General features: G+C 52.9%; 21 protein-coding genes. 11 read left to right on the plus strand and 10 right to left on the minus strand.

Features of this window, described 5'->3' with window-relative positions; genetic code table 11:
* Positions 1 to 20 precede the first annotated feature (20 nt).
* Genes recF through dnaA form a run of 3 tightly spaced genes read right to left on the minus strand, consistent with a single transcriptional unit; the run spans position 21 to position 3,602 of the window.
* Positions 21 to 1,094, minus strand: a complete 1,074-nt coding sequence (gene recF, locus OGV65_RS13535; RefSeq protein WP_204552466.1) for a DNA replication/repair protein RecF — start codon at positions 1,092 to 1,094, stop codon at positions 21 to 23.
* Positions 1,094 to 2,194 carry a DNA polymerase III subunit beta gene (gene dnaN / locus OGV65_RS13540; protein WP_016155068.1) on the minus strand — a complete coding sequence of 367 codons (1,101 nt, stop codon included), beginning with the start codon at positions 2,192 to 2,194 and terminating at the stop codon, positions 1,094 to 1,096. Before dnaN ends, recF begins: the two co-directional genes overlap by 1 nt.
* A 4-nt stretch (positions 2,195 to 2,198) precedes the next feature.
* On the minus strand, positions 2,199 to 3,602 hold the full coding sequence (dnaA, locus tag OGV65_RS13545) for a chromosomal replication initiator protein DnaA (RefSeq protein WP_047498800.1): 1,404 nt from the start codon (positions 3,600 to 3,602) through the stop codon (positions 2,199 to 2,201).
* Positions 3,603 to 3,899: 297 nt separating this feature from the next.
* On the opposite strand from dnaA, the gene OGV65_RS25505 reads away from it, so the two are divergent.
* The 10 genes from OGV65_RS25505 to OGV65_RS13590 all read left to right on the plus strand — a co-directional run bounded on the left by OGV65_RS25505 (position 3,900) and on the right by OGV65_RS13590 (position 11,896).
* Entirely contained in the window at positions 3,900 to 3,980 is an 81-nt protein-coding gene (locus OGV65_RS25505) for a hypothetical protein (protein WP_420361643.1), read from the plus strand.
* Between the two features lie 228 nt (positions 3,981 to 4,208).
* Entirely contained in the window at positions 4,209 to 4,349 is a 141-nt protein-coding gene (gene rpmH, locus OGV65_RS13550; RefSeq protein ID WP_003023858.1) for a 50S ribosomal protein L34, read from the plus strand.
* Between the two features lie 17 nt (positions 4,350 to 4,366).
* A complete protein-coding gene (gene rnpA / locus OGV65_RS13555; protein WP_003844432.1) occupies positions 4,367 to 4,726 on the plus strand; it encodes a ribonuclease P protein component in 360 nt (119 codons plus the stop codon).
* A complete protein-coding gene (gene yidD / locus OGV65_RS13560; protein WP_003023846.1) occupies positions 4,690 to 4,947 on the plus strand; it encodes a membrane protein insertion efficiency factor YidD in 258 nt (85 codons plus the stop codon). The genes rnpA and yidD overlap by 37 nt, the downstream gene beginning before the upstream one ends.
* A 2-nt stretch (positions 4,948 to 4,949) precedes the next feature.
* Complete coding sequence (gene yidC, locus OGV65_RS13565) at positions 4,950 to 6,596, plus strand: membrane protein insertase YidC (RefSeq protein ID WP_003023844.1); 1,647 nt, start codon at positions 4,950 to 4,952, stop codon at positions 6,594 to 6,596.
* Between the two features lie 135 nt (positions 6,597 to 6,731).
* Entirely contained in the window at positions 6,732 to 8,096 is a 1,365-nt protein-coding gene (mnmE, locus tag OGV65_RS13570) for a tRNA uridine-5-carboxymethylaminomethyl(34) synthesis GTPase MnmE (RefSeq protein ID WP_049282850.1), read from the plus strand.
* A gap of 180 nt (positions 8,097 to 8,276) precedes the next feature.
* A complete protein-coding gene (locus tag OGV65_RS13575; protein ID WP_019078000.1) occupies positions 8,277 to 9,458 on the plus strand; it encodes an MFS transporter in 1,182 nt (393 codons plus the stop codon).
* Positions 9,427 to 10,386 (plus strand): HTH-type transcriptional regulator YidZ, encoded by a 960-nt coding sequence (gene yidZ, locus OGV65_RS13580; protein ID WP_016155073.1) that lies wholly within the window; start codon positions 9,427 to 9,429, stop codon positions 10,384 to 10,386. Before OGV65_RS13575 ends, yidZ begins: the two co-directional genes overlap by 32 nt.
* A 166-nt stretch (positions 10,387 to 10,552) precedes the next feature.
* On the plus strand, positions 10,553 to 11,299 hold the full coding sequence (locus OGV65_RS13585) for a 4'-phosphopantetheinyl transferase family protein (RefSeq protein ID WP_016155074.1): 747 nt from the start codon (positions 10,553 to 10,555) through the stop codon (positions 11,297 to 11,299).
* Between the two features lie 30 nt (positions 11,300 to 11,329).
* Entirely contained in the window at positions 11,330 to 11,896 is a 567-nt protein-coding gene (locus tag OGV65_RS13590) for an NADPH-dependent FMN reductase (protein WP_003827046.1), read from the plus strand.
* Between the two features lie 115 nt (positions 11,897 to 12,011).
* On the opposite strand, the gene adeP is transcribed toward OGV65_RS13590, so the two are convergent.
* A complete protein-coding gene (adeP, locus tag OGV65_RS13595) occupies positions 12,012 to 13,349 on the minus strand; it encodes an adenine permease AdeP (RefSeq protein ID WP_016155075.1) in 1,338 nt (445 codons plus the stop codon).
* Between the two features lie 167 nt (positions 13,350 to 13,516).
* Here adeP and yieH point away from each other — a divergent pair, with 167 nt between their 5' ends.
* Positions 13,517 to 14,182 (plus strand): 6-phosphogluconate phosphatase, encoded by a 666-nt coding sequence (gene yieH, locus OGV65_RS13600; protein WP_047358455.1) that lies wholly within the window; start codon positions 13,517 to 13,519, stop codon positions 14,180 to 14,182.
* 83 nt (positions 14,183 to 14,265) lie between these two features.
* On the opposite strand, the gene phoU is transcribed toward yieH, so the two are convergent.
* From phoU to OGV65_RS13630, 6 genes are all read right to left on the minus strand, one after another.
* Positions 14,266 to 14,991, minus strand: a complete 726-nt coding sequence (gene phoU / locus OGV65_RS13605; protein WP_047498806.1) for a phosphate signaling complex protein PhoU — start codon at positions 14,989 to 14,991, stop codon at positions 14,266 to 14,268.
* 14 nt (positions 14,992 to 15,005) lie between these two features.
* Positions 15,006 to 15,779, minus strand: coding sequence for a phosphate ABC transporter ATP-binding protein PstB (gene pstB / locus OGV65_RS13610; RefSeq protein WP_003023821.1), 774 nt, complete (start codon positions 15,777 to 15,779; stop codon positions 15,006 to 15,008).
* 106 nt (positions 15,780 to 15,885) lie between these two features.
* The gene (pstA, locus tag OGV65_RS13615) at positions 15,886 to 16,776 is read right to left on the minus strand and encodes a phosphate ABC transporter permease PstA (protein WP_016155077.1); all 891 of its coding nucleotides are present in this window, start codon (positions 16,774 to 16,776) and stop codon (positions 15,886 to 15,888) included.
* A complete protein-coding gene (gene pstC / locus OGV65_RS13620) occupies positions 16,776 to 17,735 on the minus strand; it encodes a phosphate ABC transporter permease PstC (RefSeq protein WP_016155078.1) in 960 nt (319 codons plus the stop codon). Before pstC ends, pstA begins: the two co-directional genes overlap by 1 nt.
* A gap of 192 nt (positions 17,736 to 17,927) precedes the next feature.
* Positions 17,928 to 18,968 carry a phosphate ABC transporter substrate-binding protein PstS gene (gene pstS, locus OGV65_RS13625; protein WP_016155079.1) on the minus strand — a complete coding sequence of 347 codons (1,041 nt, stop codon included), beginning with the start codon at positions 18,966 to 18,968 and terminating at the stop codon, positions 17,928 to 17,930.
* 332 nt (positions 18,969 to 19,300) lie between these two features.
* Positions 19,301 to 20,664, minus strand: a protein-coding gene (locus tag OGV65_RS13630) for an IS3 family transposase (protein ID WP_155849795.1) whose coding sequence is annotated in 2 segments (ribosomal slippage) — positions 19,301 to 20,187 and positions 20,187 to 20,664 — 1,365 coding nt in all. Because the reading frame shifts where the segments join, the coding sequence is not laid out codon by codon here.
* Positions 20,665 to 20,715 lie beyond the last annotated feature (51 nt).

The following is a 20,715-nucleotide window of genomic DNA, read 5'->3' on the forward strand; positions in this document are numbered from 1 at the left end:
CTCGCTCATTTAAACTTGGGTTAATCCGTTATTTTACCCTTTTCCACGGTGAACATCTTCGAATTTTTGTCCGACATGTCCAGAACGTGTTCAGCGCTGATTGCGCTGACAAAGACCTGAGATTGCGTCGCTTTTAAGCGGCTGGCTAACAGCCCACGACGGGCATCATCAAGTTCAGAGGCAAAATCATCTATCAGGTAGAGACACCGCCGCCCACTTTCGCGGGTGAGGAACTCCCCTTGCGCCAGACGTAAGGCGCACATCAGCAGCTTTAGCTGCCCACGCGACAACGTGTCTTCCACCGGCGCACCGTCAGCGCGAATGCGAAAATCCGCTTTGTGCGGACCGTGCGCGGTGTAGGTCAACATGCGATCGCGTTCAAAACTGCGTTCCAGCACTTCGGCATAATCGGTCTCTTTCTCCCAGCCGCGCTGGAATGAGAAGGAGAGAGAAAACTCGGGTAGAAACTGCTGACAGGTATCCGCCATATCCTGCGCGATACCGGCGCTGTACTCCGCGCGCCAGGTGCTGATTTGTTCCGCCAGCGGGATCAGTTCTTTATCCCACGGACGCAGTTGCTCATAACGACTCACCTGACGCAGGGCCGCGTTGCGCTGCTTGAGCAGTCGCTTCAGATTGCTCCAGGCGGTGAAAAATCCGACTTCATTGTGAAAGCATCCCCAGTCAAGGAATGCTCTTCTGTATTTGGGGCCGCCATTGAGTAAAGTAAACCCCTCTGGCGTGATCAGCTGCATCGGCATCAGGTGCGCCAGTTCCGCGACCTTGTGCCCGTCAGTGCCGTCAATGCGCACTTTGCTGTCGCCCAGTTTGTCTTTCGTCAGGCCAATCGATGTCTCACGCTCTTCCCCCTGCAAACGCCCGTGTAAAACAAACGACTCCTGCTCGTGGCGAATTACGCGGCCAATCTGCAAACTGCGAAACGCCCGGCCGTGGCCGAGCGTATAGATGGCTTCCAGCACGCTGGTTTTGCCGCTGCCGTTCGCGCCAACCAGGAAGTTAAAGCCAGGGGATAAAGCGAGATCCGCGCTTTCGATATTGCGAAAGTCGCGGATCAACAGACGGGTGAGCGACATTACAGTCTCATTGGCATAACAACATAAGCCGCGCTCTGGCTGGCAGCATCTTCAATCTGTACGCTCGATACGGAATCGGTCAGCAGAATACGAACGTTCTCGCACTTCAGCGCGTTTAGTACGTCCAGTACGTAGCTAACGTTAAAACCGATTTCCAGTTCAGTGCCAGGATAGGAGACATCCAGAATTTCTTCCGCTTCTTCCTGCTCCGGGTTGTTGGCGGTGATTTTCAGCTGGTTTTCACTGACATACAGACGCACGCCGCGGAATTTCTCGTTAGAGAGGATCGCCGCACGAGCAAATGCCTGTTTGAGGATATCGCAACCGGCTTCCAGATGTTTGTCCGGATTCTTCGGCAATACGCGGCGATAATCCGGGAAACGGCCATCAACCAGCTTGGAGGTAAAGATGAAGTCACCCACGTGCGCACGAATGTTGTTGCTGCCAATCTGCACGCGCAGCGGATTGTCGCCGCCGTCGAGCATACGCATCAGTTCAATCACGCCTTTACGCGGAACGATCACCGAATGGCTGGGTAACTGCTGACCGACAGGCATTGAACAGACCGCCAGGCGGTGACCGTCGGTCGCCACGGTACGCAGCTCTTCCCCTTCGGTTTCAAACAGCATGCCGTTTAAGTAGTAACGCACGTCCTGATGCGCCATCGAAAACTGCGTGGCTTCAATCAGGCGCTTCATCGTGGCCTGCGGCAGCGTGAATTCGACTTCGCTCTGCCAGTCGTCCAGATTCGGGAAGTCGGCGGCAGGCAGCGTAGACAGCGAGAAACGGCTGCGGCCAGACCGCACCAGCATGCGATCGCCTTCCAGTTGAACGGCAATTTCCGCGCCTTCCGGCAACCCACGACAAATATCGAAGAATTTACGCGCCGGAACGGTGGTCGCACCAGGTTCATGAGGCTGGATCAGCGCCACGCGCGCCACCATCTCCATTTCGAGATCGGTACCGGTCAGAGAAAGCGCACCGTCAGCAACCTGCAGCAGCAGATTTCCGAGAATAGGCAGTGTAGGACGTCCACCCAGCGGGCCGCTGACCTGCTGAAGCGGTTTTAATAAATGTTCACGTTCAACGGTAAATTTCATAGCGTCACGAAGATAATGTTCTGATTAAATTGGAGAAATCTTCTTTAATATCATGGCTTTCTTCACGCAACTGCTCAATCTTGCGACAGGCATGAAGCACGGTAGTATGGTCACGCCCACCAAACGCGTCGCCAATTTCCGGCAGACTGTGGTTAGTGAGCTCTTTTGCCAGCGCCATCGCCATCTGGCGCGGACGAGCTACCGAGCGAGATCGACGCTTAGAAAGCAGATCCGCAATTTTGATTTTGTAATACTCCGCCACCGTCTTCTGAATATTGTCGATGGTGACCAGCTTTTCCTGCAAAGCCAGCAGATCGCGCAACGCTTCGCGCACGAAATCGATGGTAATCGCCCGGCCGGTAAAATTAGCGTTGGCGATCACACGGTTCAGTGCGCCTTCCAGCTCACGTACGTTAGAGCGTAGACGCTTGGCAATAAAGAACGCCACTTCACCCGGCAGACGAATGTCGTTTTCGTCGGCTTTTTTCATCAGGATCGCGACGCGCGTTTCCAGCTCAGGCGGCTCGATCGCAACAGTCAGTCCCCAGCCGAAGCGGGATTTCAGACGATCTTCAACGCCGTTGATCTCTTTCGGATAGCGATCCGAAGTCAGGATGATCTGCTGATTGCCTTCCAGCAGGGCGTTAAAGGTGTGGAAAAACTCTTCCTGCGATCGTTCTTTATTCGCGAAGAATTGGATATCGTCAATCAGCAGCGCATCCACGGAACGGTAGTAGCGTTTAAACTCTTCGATCGCGTTGTTTTGCAGGGCCTTAACCATGTCCTGCACAAAACGTTCGGAGTGCATATACACCACTTTCGCGTTTGGCTTACGCGCCATAATACCGTTACCGACAGCGTGCAGAAGGTGGGTTTTACCCAGACCCGTACCGCCATAAAGGAATAACGGATTGTAGGCGCCGCCAGGATTGTCCGCCACCTGACGTGCCGCCGCGCGCGCCAGTTGGTTAGATTTACCTTCAACGAAGTTATCAAACGTGTGTTTGACGTTGACGTTAGAACGATAGGTAGGTTCTGCCGGTGCCGGGACGTTATCCCAGCCTGAGCGCGCCGACGGAGCGGCACGTTGCGGTTGCACTTGCTGAGCCACGTAGGCGGGCGCAACAACGTTGTTCACCGGCGTTTTCAGCGTTTGCGTGACGGGTTTAGTACCGACTTCAAAGCGCAGCTGTGGGGCATCCGCTCCACAGAAGTTATTGAGTAATCCATTAATATTATTAAGGTATTTATCCCTTACCCAATCAAGCACGAAACGGTTTGGCGCATACAAAGCCAGCGTGTTATCGCTCAGTTCCGCCTGCAACGGGCGTATCCACATACTGAACTCTGTGGCTGGTAACTCATCCTGCAATCGGGCAAGACACTGCTGCCAAAGCGAAAGTGACACGGCGGACTCCACTCGAACAAAAGTCGATAAATGACAAAGGCTGAAACATTCATGATTGTTGACGCACATCGACAAGACCCTATGCAAAGGGTGACGTGCGAATTGCTATCTGCAATTTTTACCCGATCAGGATCCATTGAAACGATCAGGACCGCGGATCATAGCGTAAACTGAGAAAGAGATCTTCTGTTTCTCACAGATTCTTCCCGATTTATCCACAGGATGATCCAGAATCGGCTAAGTGTAAACGATCCTGGAGAAGTGCTGCAGGTTTTAGCGCGCATATTGAAAAAATTAATGAGTAAAGATGCTTTACTGCTTAAACGATCTAATAAAGATCCCGAGCGATCCTTGCGCTTTATCCGCCAGCCCGTATAATTCTTACCCCCAGCGAGTAACGGTCGCCTTACGGCGTCAACGCTGCCTGTTTTATACGCGAAACCATGCGGAAAAAAGCGGGAAATAAGGAAAGAGAATTGACTCCGGAGTGTACAATTATTACAATCCGGCCTCTTTAATCACCCACACTGTGGCGTAAGTCGTTCGAAATTCGTTCGGGTATACGCAAAAGTCAGTGAATTTATTCAAGTTTAGGTAGAAATCGCCATGAAACGCACTTTTCAACCGTCTGTACTGAAGCGCAACCGTTCTCACGGCTTCCGTGCTCGTATGGCTAATAAAAATGGTCGTCAGGTTCTGGCACGTCGTCGTGCTAAAGGCCGTTCTCGTCTGACCGTTTCTAAGTAATAAAAGCTAGCCCCTGAGTGGTTAAGCTCGCATTTCCCAGGGAGTTACGTTTGTTAACTCCCACTCATTTCACATTCGTCTTCCAGCAGCCACAACGGGCTGGCACGCCGCAAATCACCATCCTCGGCCGCCTGAATTCGCTGGGGCATCCCCGTATCGGTCTTACCGTCGCCAAGAAAAACGTTAAACGCGCGCATGAACGCAATCGGATTAAACGTCTGACACGTGAAAGCTTTCGTTTACGTCAGCACGAACTTCCAGCAATGGATTTCGTGGTGGTGGCGAAAAAAGGGGTTGCTGACCTCGATAACCGTGCTCTCTCGGAAGCGTTGGAAAAATTATGGCGTCGCCATTGTCGCCTGGCTCGCGGGTCCTGATAGCCCTTATTCGGGTCTATCAACGCCTGATCAGTCCGCTGCTTGGGCCGCATTGCCGTTTCACTCCAACCTGTTCGAGCTACGGAATTGAGGCATTGCGCAGGTTTGGAGTGATAAAAGGCAGTTGGTTGACGGTGAAACGCGTATTAAAATGCCACCCTTTACACCCTGGTGGTGACGATCCCGTCCCGCCCGGACCATTTGATACCAGAGAACACTAACGATGGATTCGCAACGCAATCTTTTAGTCATCGCTTTGCTGTTCGTGTCTTTCATGATCTGGCAAGCCTGGGAGCAGGATAAAAACCCGCAACCTCAGGCCCAACAGACCACGCAGACAACGACCACCGCAGCGGGTAGCGCCGCAGACCAGGGCGTACCGGCCAGTGGCCAGGGGAAACTGATTACGGTTAAAACTGACGTGCTTGATCTGACCATCAACACCCGTGGTGGTGATGTGGAACAGGCTTCACTGCCAGCTTACCCGAAAGAACTCGGTTCTACCGAACCGTTCCAGTTACTGGAAACCACGCCACAGTTCATCTACCAGGCACAGAGTGGCCTGACAGGTCGTGACGGCCCGGATAACCCGGCTAACGGCCCGCGTCCGCTGTACAACGTCGAAAAAGACGCGTTTGTACTGGCTGACGGTCAGAACGAACTGCAGATCCCGATGACCTATACTGACGCAGCGGGTAACACATTCACTAAAACGTTTGTACTCAAGCGCGGTGAATATGCTGTCAACGTTAACTACAGCGTGCAGAACGCCGGCGAAAAACCGCTGGAAGTCTCCACCTTTGGTCAGTTGAAGCAATCCATCAATCTGCCATCTCATCGCGACACCGGTAGCAGCAACTTTGCGCTGCACACCTTCCGTGGCGCGGCGTACTCCACGCCGGATGAGAAGTATGAGAAATACAAATTCGACACCATTGCTGAAAACGAAAACCTGAACGTCAATGCTAAAGACGGCTGGGTCGCAATGCTGCAACAGTATTTCGCAACGGCATGGGTTCCGCGTAACGACGGCACCAACAACTTCTATACCGCTAATCTGGGTAACGGCATTGCCGCTATCGGCTATAAATCACAGCCGGTACTGGTTCAGCCTGGCCAGACTGGCGCGATGACCAGCACCCTGTGGGTCGGCCCGGAAATTCAGGATAAAATGGCGGCAGTTGCACCGCACCTGGATCTGACCGTGGATTACGGCTGGTTGTGGTTCATCTCTCAGCCGCTGTTCAAACTGCTGAAGTGGATCCATAGCTTCCTGGGTAACTGGGGCTTCTCCATCATCGTTATCACCTTTATCGTTCGTGGCATCATGTACCCGCTGACTAAAGCGCAGTACACCTCCATGGCGAAGATGCGTATGCTGCAGCCGAAGATTCAGGCTATGCGTGAGCGTCTGGGCGATGACAAACAGCGTCAGAGCCAGGAAATGATGGCCCTGTACAAAGCTGAGAAGGTTAACCCGCTGGGCGGCTGCTTCCCGCTGATCATCCAGATGCCAATCTTCCTGGCGTTGTACTACATGCTGATGGGCTCCATTGAACTGCGTCATGCGCCGTTCGCTCTGTGGATCCATGACCTGTCTGCACAGGACCCGTACTACATCCTGCCGATCCTGATGGGCGTGACGATGTTCTTCATTCAGAAGATGTCTCCGACCACCGTGACCGACCCGATGCAGCAGAAGATCATGACCTTTATGCCGGTCATCTTCACCGTGTTCTTCCTGTGGTTCCCATCAGGTCTGGTGCTGTACTATATCGTCAGCAACCTGGTAACCATTATTCAGCAGCAGCTGATTTACCGTGGTCTGGAGAAACGTGGCCTGCATAGCCGCGAGAAGAAAAACTCCTGATACTAGTCGCAGGGGCGTTGGCTGAATTTGCTTGCCGCCTTCCTGCACTTGAATTATTTCGAGTATTCACGGTAAAGTTAATGCCAGAGAAGGCGGTCATTAGACCGCCTTTTTTACATTTACAAGAGAGCTATCATGAACCATAACGACACCATCGTCGCTCAGGCCACCCCACCGGGACGTGGTGGCGTGGGTATCCTGCGCATCTCCGGCCTGAAGGCACGCGAGGTTGCAGAAACCGTACTGGGGAAACTACCAAAACCGCGCTATGCCGACTATCTGCCGTTTAAAGACGCGGATGGCAGCACGCTGGATCAGGGAATTGCCCTGTGGTTCCCCGGCCCGAACTCCTTTACCGGTGAAGATGTTTTAGAGCTTCAGGGCCACGGCGGTCCGGTGATTCTCGATCTGCTGCTCAAACGTATTCTGACCATTCCCGGGCTGCGCATTGCCAGACCGGGTGAATTCTCCGAGCGTGCGTTTCTCAATGATAAGCTTGATCTGGCCCAGGCAGAGGCAATTGCCGACCTGATCGATGCCAGCTCAGAGCAAGCCGCTCGCTCGGCGCTGAACTCGTTGCAGGGCGCATTTTCTGCACGGGTAAATCATCTTGTGGAAGCGCTCACTCACCTGCGCATCTACGTGGAAGCGGCGATCGACTTTCCGGATGAAGAAATCGACTTCCTGTCTGATGGTAAGATTGAAGCGCAGCTCAACAACGTTATCAGCGATCTCGATGCTGTTCGTGCCGAAGCGCGTCAGGGCAGCCTGCTGCGCGAAGGGATGAAGGTGGTCATTGCCGGTCGCCCAAATGCCGGGAAATCAAGCCTACTGAACGCGCTGGCAGGTCGTGAGGCGGCCATTGTGACCGACATTGCGGGTACGACTCGCGACGTACTGCGTGAGCATATTCATATCGACGGTATGCCGCTGCACATCATCGACACTGCCGGTCTGCGCGATGCCAGCGATGAAGTTGAACGCATTGGTATCGAACGCGCGTGGCAGGAAATTGAACAGGCCGACCGCGTTCTGTTTATGGTTGATGGCACCACCACCAACGCCGTGGACCCGGCTGACATCTGGCCAGACTTTATTGCCCGTCTGCCAGCCAAACTGCCGATTACCGTGGTACGTAACAAAGCGGATATTACCGGTGAGACGCTGGGCCTTAGCGAAGTAAATGGCCACTCACTGGTTCGCCTCTCTGCGCGTACCGGTGAAGGCGTTGACGTGCTACGTAACCATCTTAAACAGAGCATGGGCTTTGAAACCAATATGGAAGGCGGCTTCCTGGCGCGCCGTCGTCACCTGCAGGCGCTGGCAGAAGCGGCGGAGCATCTCGAGCAGGGTAAAGCCCAACTGCTCGGAGCATGGGCCGGAGAATTGCTGGCAGAGGAACTACGTCTGGCGCAGCAGAACCTCAGTGAGATCACCGGGGAATTTACCTCCGACGATCTGCTGGGAAGGATTTTCTCCAGCTTCTGTATTGGCAAATAACGTTGTGTTGCCCGGTGGCGCGATGCCTACCGGGCCTACAGTACCCGTAGGTCGGATAAAGCAAAGCGGCTATCCGGCTACAAGTAATTTCCCATATGGAAATCACTGTTGTCCAAATGGCAACTCGTGCAGTTGACTCTCTGCCCGTATGCTTAGCGCCACATTCCTCATGAGGTCGCTATGACACGCTTTCTAATCTGCAGTTTCGCCCTGGTGTTACTCTATCCCGCGGGTATTGATATGTATCTGGTGGGGCTGCCCCGTATTGCTGCCGATTTACAGGCCAGCGAGGCGCAACTGCATATCGCGTTTTCGGTTTATCTGGCGGGAATGGCGACGGCGATGCTGTTTGCCGGGAAAATTGCCGACCAGTCAGGACGCAAACCCGTCGCTATTGTCGGCGCCCTCATCTTTATTTTCGCCTCTGCGCTGTGTTCATTCGCCGAAAGCGGTACGCCGTTTCTCACAGGCCGCTTTATTCAGGGCGTAGGCGCAGGCTGCTGCTATGTGGTGGCGTTCGCCATCCTGCGCGATACGCTCGACGATCGCCGCCGGGCGAAGGTACTGTCGCTGTTGAACGGTATCACCTGTATCGTGCCGGTACTGGCACCGGTGATGGGGCATCTGATTATGCTCAAATACCCGTGGCAGAGCCTGTTCTACACGATGATCGGTATGGGGGTGGCCGTTTGCTTGCTGTCAGTGTTTATCCTGCGAGAATCGCGCCCAGCGACGCTCCCGGCATCTGCAGAGAAGAACCACCTATCTGAATCGCTGGTGAACCGTTTTTTCTTAAGCCGTCTGGCCATCACCACTCTCAGCGTGTCGGTGATCCTGACCTTCGTGAATACTTCGCCGGTGCTGTTGATGGAAGTGATGGGCTTTGACCGTGGAGAGTACGCCACCACGATGGCCATGACCGCAGGCATTAGTATGGCGGTCTCGTTCTCTACGCCATTCGCCCTAAGCGTGTTTAAACCTCGTGTTCTGATGCTGACCTCACAAGTGCTGTTTCTGTCTGCTGGTGTGGTGTTAACCCTTGCCAGTACGCACATGGTGACGCTGTTTGGGCTGACCTTAATCTGTGCCGGGTTCTCGGTCGGCTTCGGTGTCGCGATGAGCCAAGCGCTGGGACCTTTCTCGCTGCGTGCGGGCGTTGCCAGCTCGGCGTTAGGTATTGCGCAGGTTTGCGGTTCCTCGCTGTGGATATGGCTGGCGGCGGTGCTCGGTCTTGATGCGCTGAATATGCTGATCGGGATTCTGATTGGCTGTAGCATAGTGAGTATCATGCTGATTATCACTGTTGCCCCTAACCGGTCCACGCCAACTCATGAAGAAATCCCTCAGCAGTCTCGATCTTAATTTATTGCTCTGCCTGCAGCTGTTGATGCAGGAACGCAGTGTTACCAAAACAGCCAAACGGATGAACGTCACGCCGTCGGCAGTCAGCAAGTCGCTGTCGAAACTGCGGGCCTGGTTTGACGATCCACTGTTTGTAAACACCCCGCTGGGGCTAACGCCCACACCGCTGATGGTCAGCATGGAACAGAATCTGGCAGAGTGGATGCAGATGAGCAACCAGTTGCTGGATAAGCCACACCATGAAGCGCCGCGCGGGCTGAAGTTTGATCTGGTGGCCGAAACGCCGCTGGTGATGATCATGTTTAACGCGCTCTCCCGACAGATCTATCAGCGTTATCCCCAGGCGACGATAAAAATACGCAACTGGGACTATGATTCGCTGGATGCAATTATTCGCGGCGAGGTGGATATCGGCTTTACTGGCCGGGAAAGCCATCCGCGTTCGCGTGAACTGTTGAGTTTGCTGCCGTTGTCGATCGACCATGAAGTGCTGTTTTCCGATCTCCCCTGCGTCTGGCTACGTGAAGATCATCCGGCATTGCAGGAAGAGTGGAATCTGGACACATTTCTGCGCTATCCGCACATCAGCATTAGCTGGGAGCAAAGCGATACCTGGGCACTGGATGAAGTCCTGCAAGAGATGGGGCGCGCACGCAATATTGCGTTATGTCTGCCCGGTTTTGAGCAGTCGCTGTTTATGGCCGCCCAGCCGGATCACGCGCTAATAGCCACAGCTCCGGTTTATTGCCAGCGTTATAACCAACTCCACCAGCTTCCGCTCGTGGCGCGTCCTATGCCTTTTGATGCCGCGCAGCTGGAAAAAATGCGCGTACCGTTCACCCTTCTTTGGCACAAACGTAACAGTCATAATCCTAAGATCGTCTGGTTGAAAGACACCATCAAGGCGCTTTATCGCGATATGTCCTGACGTTGCACCGCCACTTTGTTGCTAAATCGACTATTCTGGCAACAGAAATGTAAATATCGCGTAATGTATTCTATTTCAGCTTACTTTTTGGGCAGCAAAGCCTGCCTGGATGCCGCGTAAATGTTACTCTGGTAATTATCACGGACCATTAATCACGGAGCGAAAAATGGCGACACATTTTGCCAGAGGGATTCTTACGGAGGGACACCTGGTTTCAGCTCGCCTCCCTTCTCCATGTCATATCGAAGCAAGAGATCTCCCCGCTCATCGCCGAACACGTTTCCTGGCTTCCCGAAGTTTACTCGCTGAACTGATGTTTATGCTTTACGGCACCAGTACGCTGCCCGAGATTGTTACTCAGGCCAAAGGTAAGCCCATTTTTCGCGATAAGAACCTGCCGGGATTTTCGATTTCTTATGCCGGGAATATCGTTGGCGTTGCGCTAACAACTGAAGGAACGTGCGGGCTGGATATGGAACTGCAGCGAGCTACCCGCAGCTTTCACCATCCGCATTCAACGGAAACATGGCGCTTCTCCAGCAACGAAAATCTGTGGATCAATAACCAAAACGACCCCAACGAAGCACGCGCGCAGCTCATTACGTTGCGCCAGAGCGTACTCAAACTCACCGGCGATGTAAGCAATGATGATCCACACGAACTCCAGCTTTTACCCGGCGCAGGACGTCTGAAATGTGCCCATGTTGCGCAGGTTGAAGCCATTTGCGATGCGGAAGATGTTCTGGTGTGGTCGGTTGCGGTTACGCCAACCATTGAAAAACTCAAGGTTTGGGAGTTTGATGGTAAACAGGACTGGAAAAGTTTGCCTGATATCCAGACCCGCGCCAATGAGCCTACGGGTCGTCTGATCCGGTTCTCTCAATTATGCGCAGCGAAGAGCCATACGCTTTGATTTAACCTTTATGATGAAACAGGAGTCACCATGTCAGAAACATTGAATGTTGTTACGTTACTGGGAAGTCTACGCAAAGGTTCGTTTAATGGAATGGTTGCCCGTACGCTGCCCAAGATTGCTCCAGCAGGAATGGAAGTCAACGCGTTGCCATCAATTGGTGATATCCCACTGTACGATGCCGACCTCCAGCAGGAAGAAGGTTTTCCGGCAAGCGTAGAAGCGCTGGCAGAGCAAATCAGGAAGGCTGACGGTGTCGTCATCGTGACACCGGAATATAACTATTCCGTGCCTGGCGGACTGAAGAACGCCATCGACTGGCTGTCCCGCCTGCCGGATCAGCCATTATCGGGTAAGCCGGTGCTGATCCAGACCAGCTCCATGGGCGCCATTGGCGGCGCGCGCTGCCAGTATCATCTGCGTCAGATCCTGGTGTTCCTCGACGCCATGGTAATGAATAAGCCGGAATTTATGGGCGGCGTGATTCAGAACAAAGTGGACCCGCAAACAGGTGAAGTGATCGACCAAAGTACGCTGGACCATCTAACCGGCCAGTTGACCGCATTTGGCGACTACATCCAGCGTGTGAAAGCCTAAAAGAAAAAGCCCGCTGGCTGCAATGCCTGGCGGGCCGTATCCGGTTATCAAATTTGCCTGATGGCGCTGCGCTTATCAGGTCTACACGCCTCGCGCAGCACCGTCTCAGCGGCAATTAATGCGCGTCGATAAACACAATCTTCAACACAAACAGCAGTGCGACAACGATGACGCATGGGCTGAGATCGCGGAAACGTCCGGTACCGATTTTCATCACACAGTAGGAAATAAAGCCCAGCGCGATACCTTCGGTAATCGAGAAGCTAAACGGCATCATCACGGCGGTAATAAACGCCGGAACGGCTTCAGTCAGGTCATCCCACTTCACGCGTGACAGGCTTGATGTCATCAGGACGCCAACGTAAATCAGCGCACCAGCGGCCGCATATCCCGGTACCATTCCCGCCAGCGGCGACAGGAAGATAACCAGCAGGAACAACAGGCCGACAACTACCGCGGTCAGGCCAGTACGTCCACCGACAGAAACCCCGGAAGAAGACTCGATATACGCGGTAACGGAAGAAGTACCGATAAACGCACCAGCAACCGATGACACGCTATCCACATACAGCGCCTGCTTCATGCGCGGAAACTTACCCTTCGCATCCGCCAGACCGGCTTTATCCGTGACGCCAATTAGCGTACCGGAGGAGTCGAACAGGTTGACCAGCATGAACGAGAAAATTACGCCCGCAAGACCAATGTTAAACGAACCAGCCAGATCAACATGCCCGATAACGGACATTACGCTCGGCGGCGCGGAGACGATCCCGTTGTAATGGACATCGCCCAGCATCCAACCCAGCAGCGTGGTCACAATGATAGAGATCAGTACCGCCGCATGGATGTTACGTGAAGCCAGAATCGCGATGATAAAGAAGCCCAGAATACCGAGCAGTACGCTGTGGGACGTCAGGTTGCCAATAGACACCAAGGTGTCTTGGTTAGCGACGATAACACCAGCGTTTTTCAGCCCCATCATGCCGATGAACAGACCAATACCGCTGGTGATCCCCACGCGCAAACTAACCGGGATGTTGGCAATCATCCAGTAACGTACGCGGAAAATCGTCAGTAGCAGCAGACCTACCGCGCCCCAGAAGATTGCGCCCATACCGATCTGCCATGACAGGCCCATCGCGCCAACGACCACGAAGGCGAAGAACGCATTCAGACCCATAGCAGGCGCAAGTGCGACCGGCAGGTTGGCAAACAGGCCCATCAGGATGCTACCAAATGCAGCAATCAGGCAGGTGGTCACAAAGACGGCGCTGGTATCCATGCCAGCCACGCCAAGAATTTGCGGGTTAACAAAAACGATATACACCATCGTCAGGAAGGTGGTTAAACCGGCGATCACTTCGGTCCGTGCCGTCGTGCCATGTTCGCGCAGTTTGAACACGCGTTCCAGCATCCCCTGGCCAGAAGCCTGGGTTGTGTGTTGTTGACTCATTATCAATTTCCGAACAAGGAGGGAAAATTCGTCGCTATCCTATACCAAAATGCGACAATAGGGTTGGGTTATGAGCAACTTTTTTCATTGATTTTGCTTATACGGCAACGATTGCGTCGCCCAATAATGCATTACGAAAACGTTAAACTTGTTAAAACGGAAATGACATGTCCCAGATAGAAGCCGTATTTTTTGACTGTGACGGTACCCTTGTCGACAGTGAAGTGATTTGTTCTCGCGCGTATGTCAGCATGTTCCAGGCGTTCGGCATTACGCTCGATCTTGAAGAAACTTTTAAACGCTTCAAGGGGGTAAAGCTGTACGAGATCATCGACATTATCAACGAAGAGCACGGTGTCGAACTGGCAAAAGCCGAATTAGAACCGGTTTACCGCGCAGAGGTCGCACGTCTGTTCGATACGGAACTGGAGGTGATTGCCGGTGCTAATGCGCTGCTGGACAGCATGACCGTCCCTATGTGCGTGGTATCTAACGGTCCGGTCAGCAAAATGCAGCACTCTCTGGGTAAGCTGGGTATGTTGCACCATTTCCCTGATTTGCTGTTCAGCGGCTACGATATTCAACGCTGGAAACCCGATCCGGCCCTGATGTTCCATGCGGCGAAAGCGATGGACGTTAACGTTGAGAACTGCATTCTGGTTGATGACTCCAGCGCAGGCGCGCAGGCGGGGATTGCTGCAGGGATGGAAGTGTTTTACTTCTGCGCCGATCCGCATAACAAACCAATCGATCATCCAAAAGTGACGACGTTTACCGATCTGGCGCAGTTGCCAGCGTTGTGGAAGGCGCGGGGTTGGAATATTACACGATAACTGAAAGGCCGGATGGCGCTAACGCTGATCCGGCCTGCATGTCTCGTAGAGCGGGTAAGCGTTAGCGCCACCCGCCACAAACATCACTCTTTCGGATCTTTGCCCGCCAGCAGCTTATCCAGCTCATCACCACCCACGTGACGGAAGTCTTGTCCCTTCACAAAGTAGAAGATGTATTCGCAGATATTCTGGCAACGGTCACCGATACGCTCGATGGAGCGCGCGCAGAGCAGCGCGGTCAGCACGCTTGGAATGGTACGCGGATCTTCCATCATGTAGGTCATCAGCTGACGCACGATACCTTCATACTCCTGGTCGACTTTCTTATCTTCGCGATAAATACGTACCGCTTCGTCAAGATCCATACGCGCAAACGCATCCAGCACGTCATGCAGCATTTGTACAGTGTGGCGCCCCAGTGATTCCAGGCTTACCAGCAGCGGCTGATGCTGTTGAGAAAATTTCTCCAGCGCGGTGCGGCAAATTTTATCCGCAACGTCGCCAATACGTTCCAGCTCAGCGATCGTTTTGATAATCGCCATCACCAGACGCAAGTCACTGGCGGTCGGCTGACGCTTGGCAATGATACGCACGCAGGCCTCGTCGATCGCCACTTCCATCATATTGACGTTCTTATCGCCCTCAATGACGCGCTTCGCCAGCTCACTGTCCTGATTGTGCATGGCGGTAATCGCATCAGAAAGCTGCTGCTCGACCATGCCGCCCATGGTCATCACCTGGGTACGGATGCTTTCCAGCTCTGCATTGAACTGGCCGGAAATATGTTTATTAAGGTTAAGATTATCCACAACAAGCTCCTGAATCAGCCGTAACGACCGGTGATGTAGTCTTCAGTTTGTTTCTTCGCGGGCTTGGTGAACAGATCGTCCGTGTTACTGAACTCAATCAACTCGCCCAGGTACATAAATGCCGTGTGATCGGAACAACGCGCAGCCTGCTGCATGTTGTGGGTAACGATAACGACGGTGTAATCCTCTTTCAGCTCAGTGATCAGTTCTTCGATACGCCCGGTAGAAATAGGGTCGAGCGCTGAACACGGCTCATCAAGCAGAAGCACTTCCGGGCGAATGGCGATCCCACGCGCAATACACAGACGCTGCTGCTGACCACCGGAGAGAGAGTACCCGCTCTGGTGTAATTTATCTTTGGTTTCGTTCCACAGTGCGGCCTTGGTCAATGCCCACTGCACACGCTCGTCCATATCCGCACGAGAAAGTTTCTCAAACAGACGCACGCCAAAAGCGATGTTGTCGTAGATGGACATCGGGAACGGCGTCGGCTTCTGGAATACCATGCCCACTTTGGCACGCAGCAGAGCGATATCCTGAGTGTTGGTGAGAATATTGTCGCCATCCAGCAGGATTTCGCCTTCCGCACGCTGTTCCGGGTACAGTTCAAACATTTTATTGAACGTACGCAGCAGCGTCGATTTACCACAGCCTGACGGCCCGATAAACGCCGTTACCTGGTTTTTGGCAATATCCAGGTTGATGTTCTTCAGGGCATGGAACTTGCCATAGTAGAAGTTCAAATCACGAACCTGAATCTTACCCGGGGCAGTATCAACCATACTCATTTCTATCTTTTCCTCATCATGCCTGATGGCGCGCAGCTTTCAGGCCTACAAATGTCTTCAATCGTAGGCCGGATAAGGCGTTTACGCCGCCATCCGGCACTTCGTCTTAACCGTGTTTCTTCTTCGCGAAAATGACGCGCGCCAGAATGTTCAGCAGCAGTACGCACAGGGTAATAATCAGTACCCCGGCCCAGGCCAGTTGCTGCCACTCAGCAAACGGGCTCATCGCAAACTTAAAGATAGTGACCGGCAGGTTGGCGATAGGCTGCATCATGTCGGTGCTCCAGAACTGATTGGAGAGCGACGTAAACAGCAGCGGAGCCGTTTCACCTGCGATACGTGCAATAGCCAGCAAAACGCCTGTAATGATGCCTGAGACAGAGGCCTTCAGGGTGATCGCAGAAATCATCTTCCATTTCGGCGTACCCAGCGCATAGGCGGCTTCACGCAGGCTATCCGGTACCAGCTTAAGCATGTTCTCCGTGGTACGAATAACAATGGGCACCTGCAGCAGCGCCAGCGCGATAACGCCCGCCCAGCCGGAGAAGTGCTCCATTTTTGCTACCACGATGGTGTAAACGAACAGACCGACCACGATTGATGGCGCAGAAAGCAGGATGTCGTTGATAAAGCGGATCACCTCAGCCAGCCAGGACTTACGTCCGTACTCTGCCAGGTAGATGCCCGCCATAATACCAAGCGGTGTACCAAACACGGTCGCCCACAGAATTAACAGTCCGCTACCGGCCAGGGCATTCGCCAGACCACCACCAGCCGTATTCGGCGGAGGTGTCATTTCGGTGAACAGCGCCAGTGACATACCGTCAATACCGCGGGTGATCGTGGACATCAGGATCCAGATAAGCCAGAACAGACCGAATGCCATGGTCGCCATAGAGAGCGTCAGCGCGATGCGGTTCTTCAGACGACGACGCGCCTGCATTTTACGGCGGGATTCCGCAAGCGCAGCGGTGTTTTGCATTTCAAGCGTAGCCATTAGCGTGCCCCCTCGTTCTTCGCAAGGCGCATGATCATGAACTTAGACGCCGCCAGCACGATGAAGGTAATCACAAACAGAATCAGGCCCAGTTCCATCAACGCGGCAACGTGCAGTCCTGATTCCGCTTCGGCAAATTCATTCGCCAGCGCAGAAGTAATACTGTTGCCCGGCATGTACAGCGAGGCACTATCGAGCTGGTAGGTGTTACCGATGATGAACGTCACCGCCATGGTTTCACCCAGCGCGCGGCCCAGACCGAGCATCACGCCGCCGATCACGCCGTTTTTGGTGAACGGCAGGACGATGCGCCAGATAACTTCCCAGGTAGTACAACCGATGCCGTAGGCTGACTCTTTCATCAGCACCGGCGTTTGTTCGAACACATCGCGCATAACCGCCGCAATGTACGGGATGATCATGATGGCGAGGATCACGCCAGCGGCCAGAATACCGATACCAAATGCCGGACCCGCAAACAGCGCGCCAACAAACGGAATGTTGGAAAGGATGTTCCCGACCGGTTCCTGGAAGTAAGTCGCAAACAGCGGGGCAAAGATAAACAGGCCCCACATGCCGTACACGATACTCGGAATTGCCGCCAGCAATTCAATAGCGATACCCAGCGGGCGACGCAGCCAGCCAGGAGCAAGTTCAGTCAGGAATAAGGCAATGCCAAAACTCACCGGAACGGCGATCAGCAGTGCGATAAGCGAGGTGACCAGCGTACCGTAAATCGGTACTAATGCACCGTAGATATCGTTTGGCGCATCCCATTCTTTAGTCCACAGAAAGGAGAAGCCAAATTTCTGAATGCTTGGCCAGGAGGAGATAACCAGAGAGACAATAATGCCACCCAACATCAATAGCACAATCAGCGCAGCCAGTTTTACCAGCGCGCTGAATATCATGTCACCTTTTTTACCCGGTGGGTTCAAAGCAGGCTTGGTTGCAGCCATAAATCACTCTTTAAGTTTGGGCCAGGAAGCACGCATTTTATCGTGCTTCCCGGCTAACGTAATGCCATACCCTAAATAATTCGAGTTGCAGCAAGGCGGCAAGCTTGTGAATACCCAGGAGCATAGATTCACTATGTGACTGGGGTGAACAAGCACAGCCAACACAGCTGCGGCTCGAAGTATGACGGGTATTTAGTACAGCGCTTTACCGCTGCTGTCCTTCACGTTGGTCTTCCATGCAGCACGAATCTGCTCAACCACGCTGTCCGGCAGGCTGGCGTAATCCAGGTCATTAGCCTGTTTGCCGCCATTTTTGTACGCCCAATCGAAGAACTTCAGCACTTCAGCGCCCTGCTCAGGTTTCTTCTGCTCTTTATGCACCAGGATGAAGGTGGTGGAAGTGATCGGCCACGCATCGTCACCTTTCTGGTTAGTCAGATCCTGAGCGAAGGTTTTGCTCCAGTCAGCGCCTTTTGCAGCGTTGGCAAAGTTTTCTTCGGTCGGACTTACCGGTTTGCCATCAGCAGAGACCAGCTTGGTGTACGCCAGGTTGTTCTGCTTAGCGTAAGCGTACTCAACGTAGCCGATAGAACCCGGCAGACGCTGTACGAACGCAGCGATACCGTCGTTACCTTTACCGCCCAGACCGGTCGGCCAGTTAACGGTAGAGCCGGAACCAATTTTAGATTTCCACTCTTCGTTCACTTTCGCCAGGTAGCTGGTGAAAACGAAGGAAGTACCGGAACCGTCAGCACGACGCACAACGGCGATATTCTGAGAAGGCAGCTTCAGACCCGGGTTCAGTTTGGTGATGGCTTCATCATCCCACTTCTTAATTTTACCGAGGTAGATGTCGCCCAGCGTTTTACCGTCCAGCACCAGTTCGCCGGATTTCAGGCCAGGGATGTTCACCGCCAGCACCACACCACCGATAACCGTCGGGAACTGGAACAGGCCTTCTTGCGCCAGTTTCTCGTCAGACAACGGTGCGTCAGAGGCGCCGAAATCAACGGTATTGGCCGTAATTTGTTTTACACCACCGGAGGAGCCGATACCCTGGTAGTTTACTTTGCTACCAGTCTCTTTCTGATAGGTATCTGCCCATTTGGCATACACTGGCGCAGGGAAGGTTGCACCTGCACCTGTCAAGCTCGCTGCTGCAAACGCAGAAAACGCGCTCATGGATAAGGTCGCGGCGACAACAGTTGCGACAGTGGTACGCATAACTTTCATAATGTCTCCTGCACGGTTTTCGTAAATCGTTGTTTGAGTTGCTACTGTGAGCAAAATAGGACAAACAGGTGACAGTTAAATGTACGAAATATGACAGTTTTATGACAATGAAAAACTCGGGAAGTTTTTTATCTAAAAATACATTTAAAACAGGATGTTAATTACCATCATGACAATAACATTTCGCTGAAATTTTCTTTTTATGACACTGAAAACAGTAGTTGAAGATGACGGTTTGTCACATAAAACAGGCGGGATAATTGATTAAAAACAGAACAAGCTAAAAAAATGCCCCACTTATGGACTGACCCCATAAAGTTGGACAGTTCATGTTAAGCGGCTTTCAGAGCCTGGGTTCGGTATTCTACCGGACTCAGGCCTTTTAATTTCAGGCTTATTCGTTCGTTGTTGTAGTAATGGATATAGCTCTCTATCGCTTTCCTTAGTTCGCTGACACTGCTGAACTGACTCAGATAAAAACATTCCGATTTCAGCGTCCCGAAGAAGTTCTCCATCACCGCATTGTCCAGACAGTTACCTTTACGCGACATACTCTGCGTCATGCCCTTCGCCTTTAACCTGGCCTGATAACCTTCCATTCGATATTGCCAACCCTGATCCGAGTGCAGCAGCGTGCTATCTTCCGGGCTGAGCTTCAGGAACGCATCGTGCAGCATCGTATTAACCATCTCCATCACCGGCCTTTCCGACAGGCTGTAGGAGATAATCTCCCGGTTAAACAGGTCAAGAACCGGTGACAGGTACAGCTTTTTACCCTGTACCGAGAACTCAGTAACATCTGTCACCCATTTTTCGTTGGCTTTTGACGCGCCGAAGTTCCGGTTCAGTATATTGGGCGCTGCCCTGCCAGTTTCGCCTTTCCAGGAACGATATTTCTTCACCCTTATCAGGGACCGGAGCGACAGCTCTGCCATCAGTCGTTGCACTGTTTTATGGTTCACCAGCAGCCCCTGTTTTTTCAGCGAGAGCGTGATCCTGCGGTAGCCATAACGTCCTTTGTGATAGTGGTAAATCTCTCTTATTTTATCTTTCAGTCCGGCATGCCTGTCCATGCGCTTTAGCGCGTTCATATTGTGATACCACGTGCTGCGGGACATACCCGCGGCACGCAGAAGATCACTGAGCGCATACTCCAGCCTTAGCTCACTGATTATTGCGGCTTTTTGCCGTTTTTCTCGCTTTGAACTAAGGCCTTCAGCTTTTTTAGGTAGGCATTCTCTGCACGCAGGTAACGGAGTTCAGCCCGTAGTTCTTCGGGCGATAACGTTTCCAGTGCAGCATCGGTAAGTGGAGATGATTTTTTAGGTTTTTTCATGTCCTTGCTCCGGCCCTGTTTTATCCTCAGAAGTCCTTTCTCACCAGCATCCTGGTAAACATTAACCCAGTGCCGGACAACGGTTTCGGTTGAGATATTAAACCGTGCGGCGGCCTCGCGCATGGAAAGTTCTTCAGCGAGTACAGTCCGGACTACAGCAATACGGAACGACGGTGAATGGCGGTCATTTTTCCAGGTAATACCATCAATACCGTGAAGTTGCCAGGCTCTTACCCAGCGTCGCACCGATGTTCTTTCAACACCAAAACGTTCAGCGGTACGATGTGTGCCATCGAGTCCGGCAAGGTAATGATTAACTACAGCTAATCTGGTTTCGAGGGAATATTTTGGCTTTGCCATAAAAAACTGCACCTTAGTCAGTTGGGTGTCCAACTTTTGGGGTGCAGTCCA

Source organism: Citrobacter sp. Cb004 (assembly GCF_030337065.1).
GTDB classification, from domain to species: domain Bacteria; phylum Pseudomonadota; class Gammaproteobacteria; order Enterobacterales; family Enterobacteriaceae; genus Citrobacter; species Citrobacter braakii.

What these genes read in the sequence shown, in the direction of transcription:
- mnmE (WP_049282850.1), top strand. Translation starts at nt 6,732, where the DNA reads ATGAACCATAACGACACCATCGTCGCTCAGGCCACCCCACCGGGACGT.
- OGV65_RS25505 (WP_420361643.1), top strand. Translation starts at nt 3,900, where the DNA reads ATGAGTAAAGATGCTTTACTGCTTAAACGATCTAATAAAGATCCCGAG.
- yidC (WP_003023844.1), top strand. Translation starts at nt 4,950, where the DNA reads ATGGATTCGCAACGCAATCTTTTAGTCATCGCTTTGCTGTTCGTGTCT.
- dnaN (WP_016155068.1), bottom strand. Translation starts at nt 2,194, where the DNA reads ATGAAATTTACCGTTGAACGTGAACATTTATTAAAACCGCTTCAGCAG.
- recF (WP_204552466.1), bottom strand. Translation starts at nt 1,094, where the DNA reads ATGTCGCTCACCCGTCTGTTGATCCGCGACTTTCGCAATATCGAAAGC.
- yidD (WP_003023846.1), top strand. Translation starts at nt 4,690, where the DNA reads ATGGCGTCGCCATTGTCGCCTGGCTCGCGGGTCCTGATAGCCCTTATT.
- OGV65_RS13585 (WP_016155074.1), top strand. Translation starts at nt 10,553, where the DNA reads ATGGCGACACATTTTGCCAGAGGGATTCTTACGGAGGGACACCTGGTT.
- pstB (WP_003023821.1), bottom strand. Translation starts at nt 15,779, where the DNA reads ATGAGTATGGTTGATACTGCCCCGGGTAAGATTCAGGTTCGTGATTTG.
- pstA (WP_016155077.1), bottom strand. Translation starts at nt 16,776, where the DNA reads ATGGCTACGCTTGAAATGCAAAACACCGCTGCGCTTGCGGAATCCCGC.
- adeP (WP_016155075.1), bottom strand. Translation starts at nt 13,349, where the DNA reads ATGAGTCAACAACACACAACCCAGGCTTCTGGCCAGGGGATGCTGGAA.
- pstS (WP_016155079.1), bottom strand. Translation starts at nt 18,968, where the DNA reads ATGAAAGTTATGCGTACCACTGTCGCAACTGTTGTCGCCGCGACCTTA.
- pstC (WP_016155078.1), bottom strand. Translation starts at nt 17,735, where the DNA reads ATGGCTGCAACCAAGCCTGCTTTGAACCCACCGGGTAAAAAAGGTGAC.
- yidZ (WP_016155073.1), top strand. Translation starts at nt 9,427, where the DNA reads ATGAAGAAATCCCTCAGCAGTCTCGATCTTAATTTATTGCTCTGCCTG.
- OGV65_RS13590 (WP_003827046.1), top strand. Translation starts at nt 11,330, where the DNA reads ATGTCAGAAACATTGAATGTTGTTACGTTACTGGGAAGTCTACGCAAA.
- OGV65_RS13575 (WP_019078000.1), top strand. Translation starts at nt 8,277, where the DNA reads ATGACACGCTTTCTAATCTGCAGTTTCGCCCTGGTGTTACTCTATCCC.
- yieH (WP_047358455.1), top strand. Translation starts at nt 13,517, where the DNA reads ATGTCCCAGATAGAAGCCGTATTTTTTGACTGTGACGGTACCCTTGTC.
- rpmH (WP_003023858.1), top strand. Translation starts at nt 4,209, where the DNA reads ATGAAACGCACTTTTCAACCGTCTGTACTGAAGCGCAACCGTTCTCAC.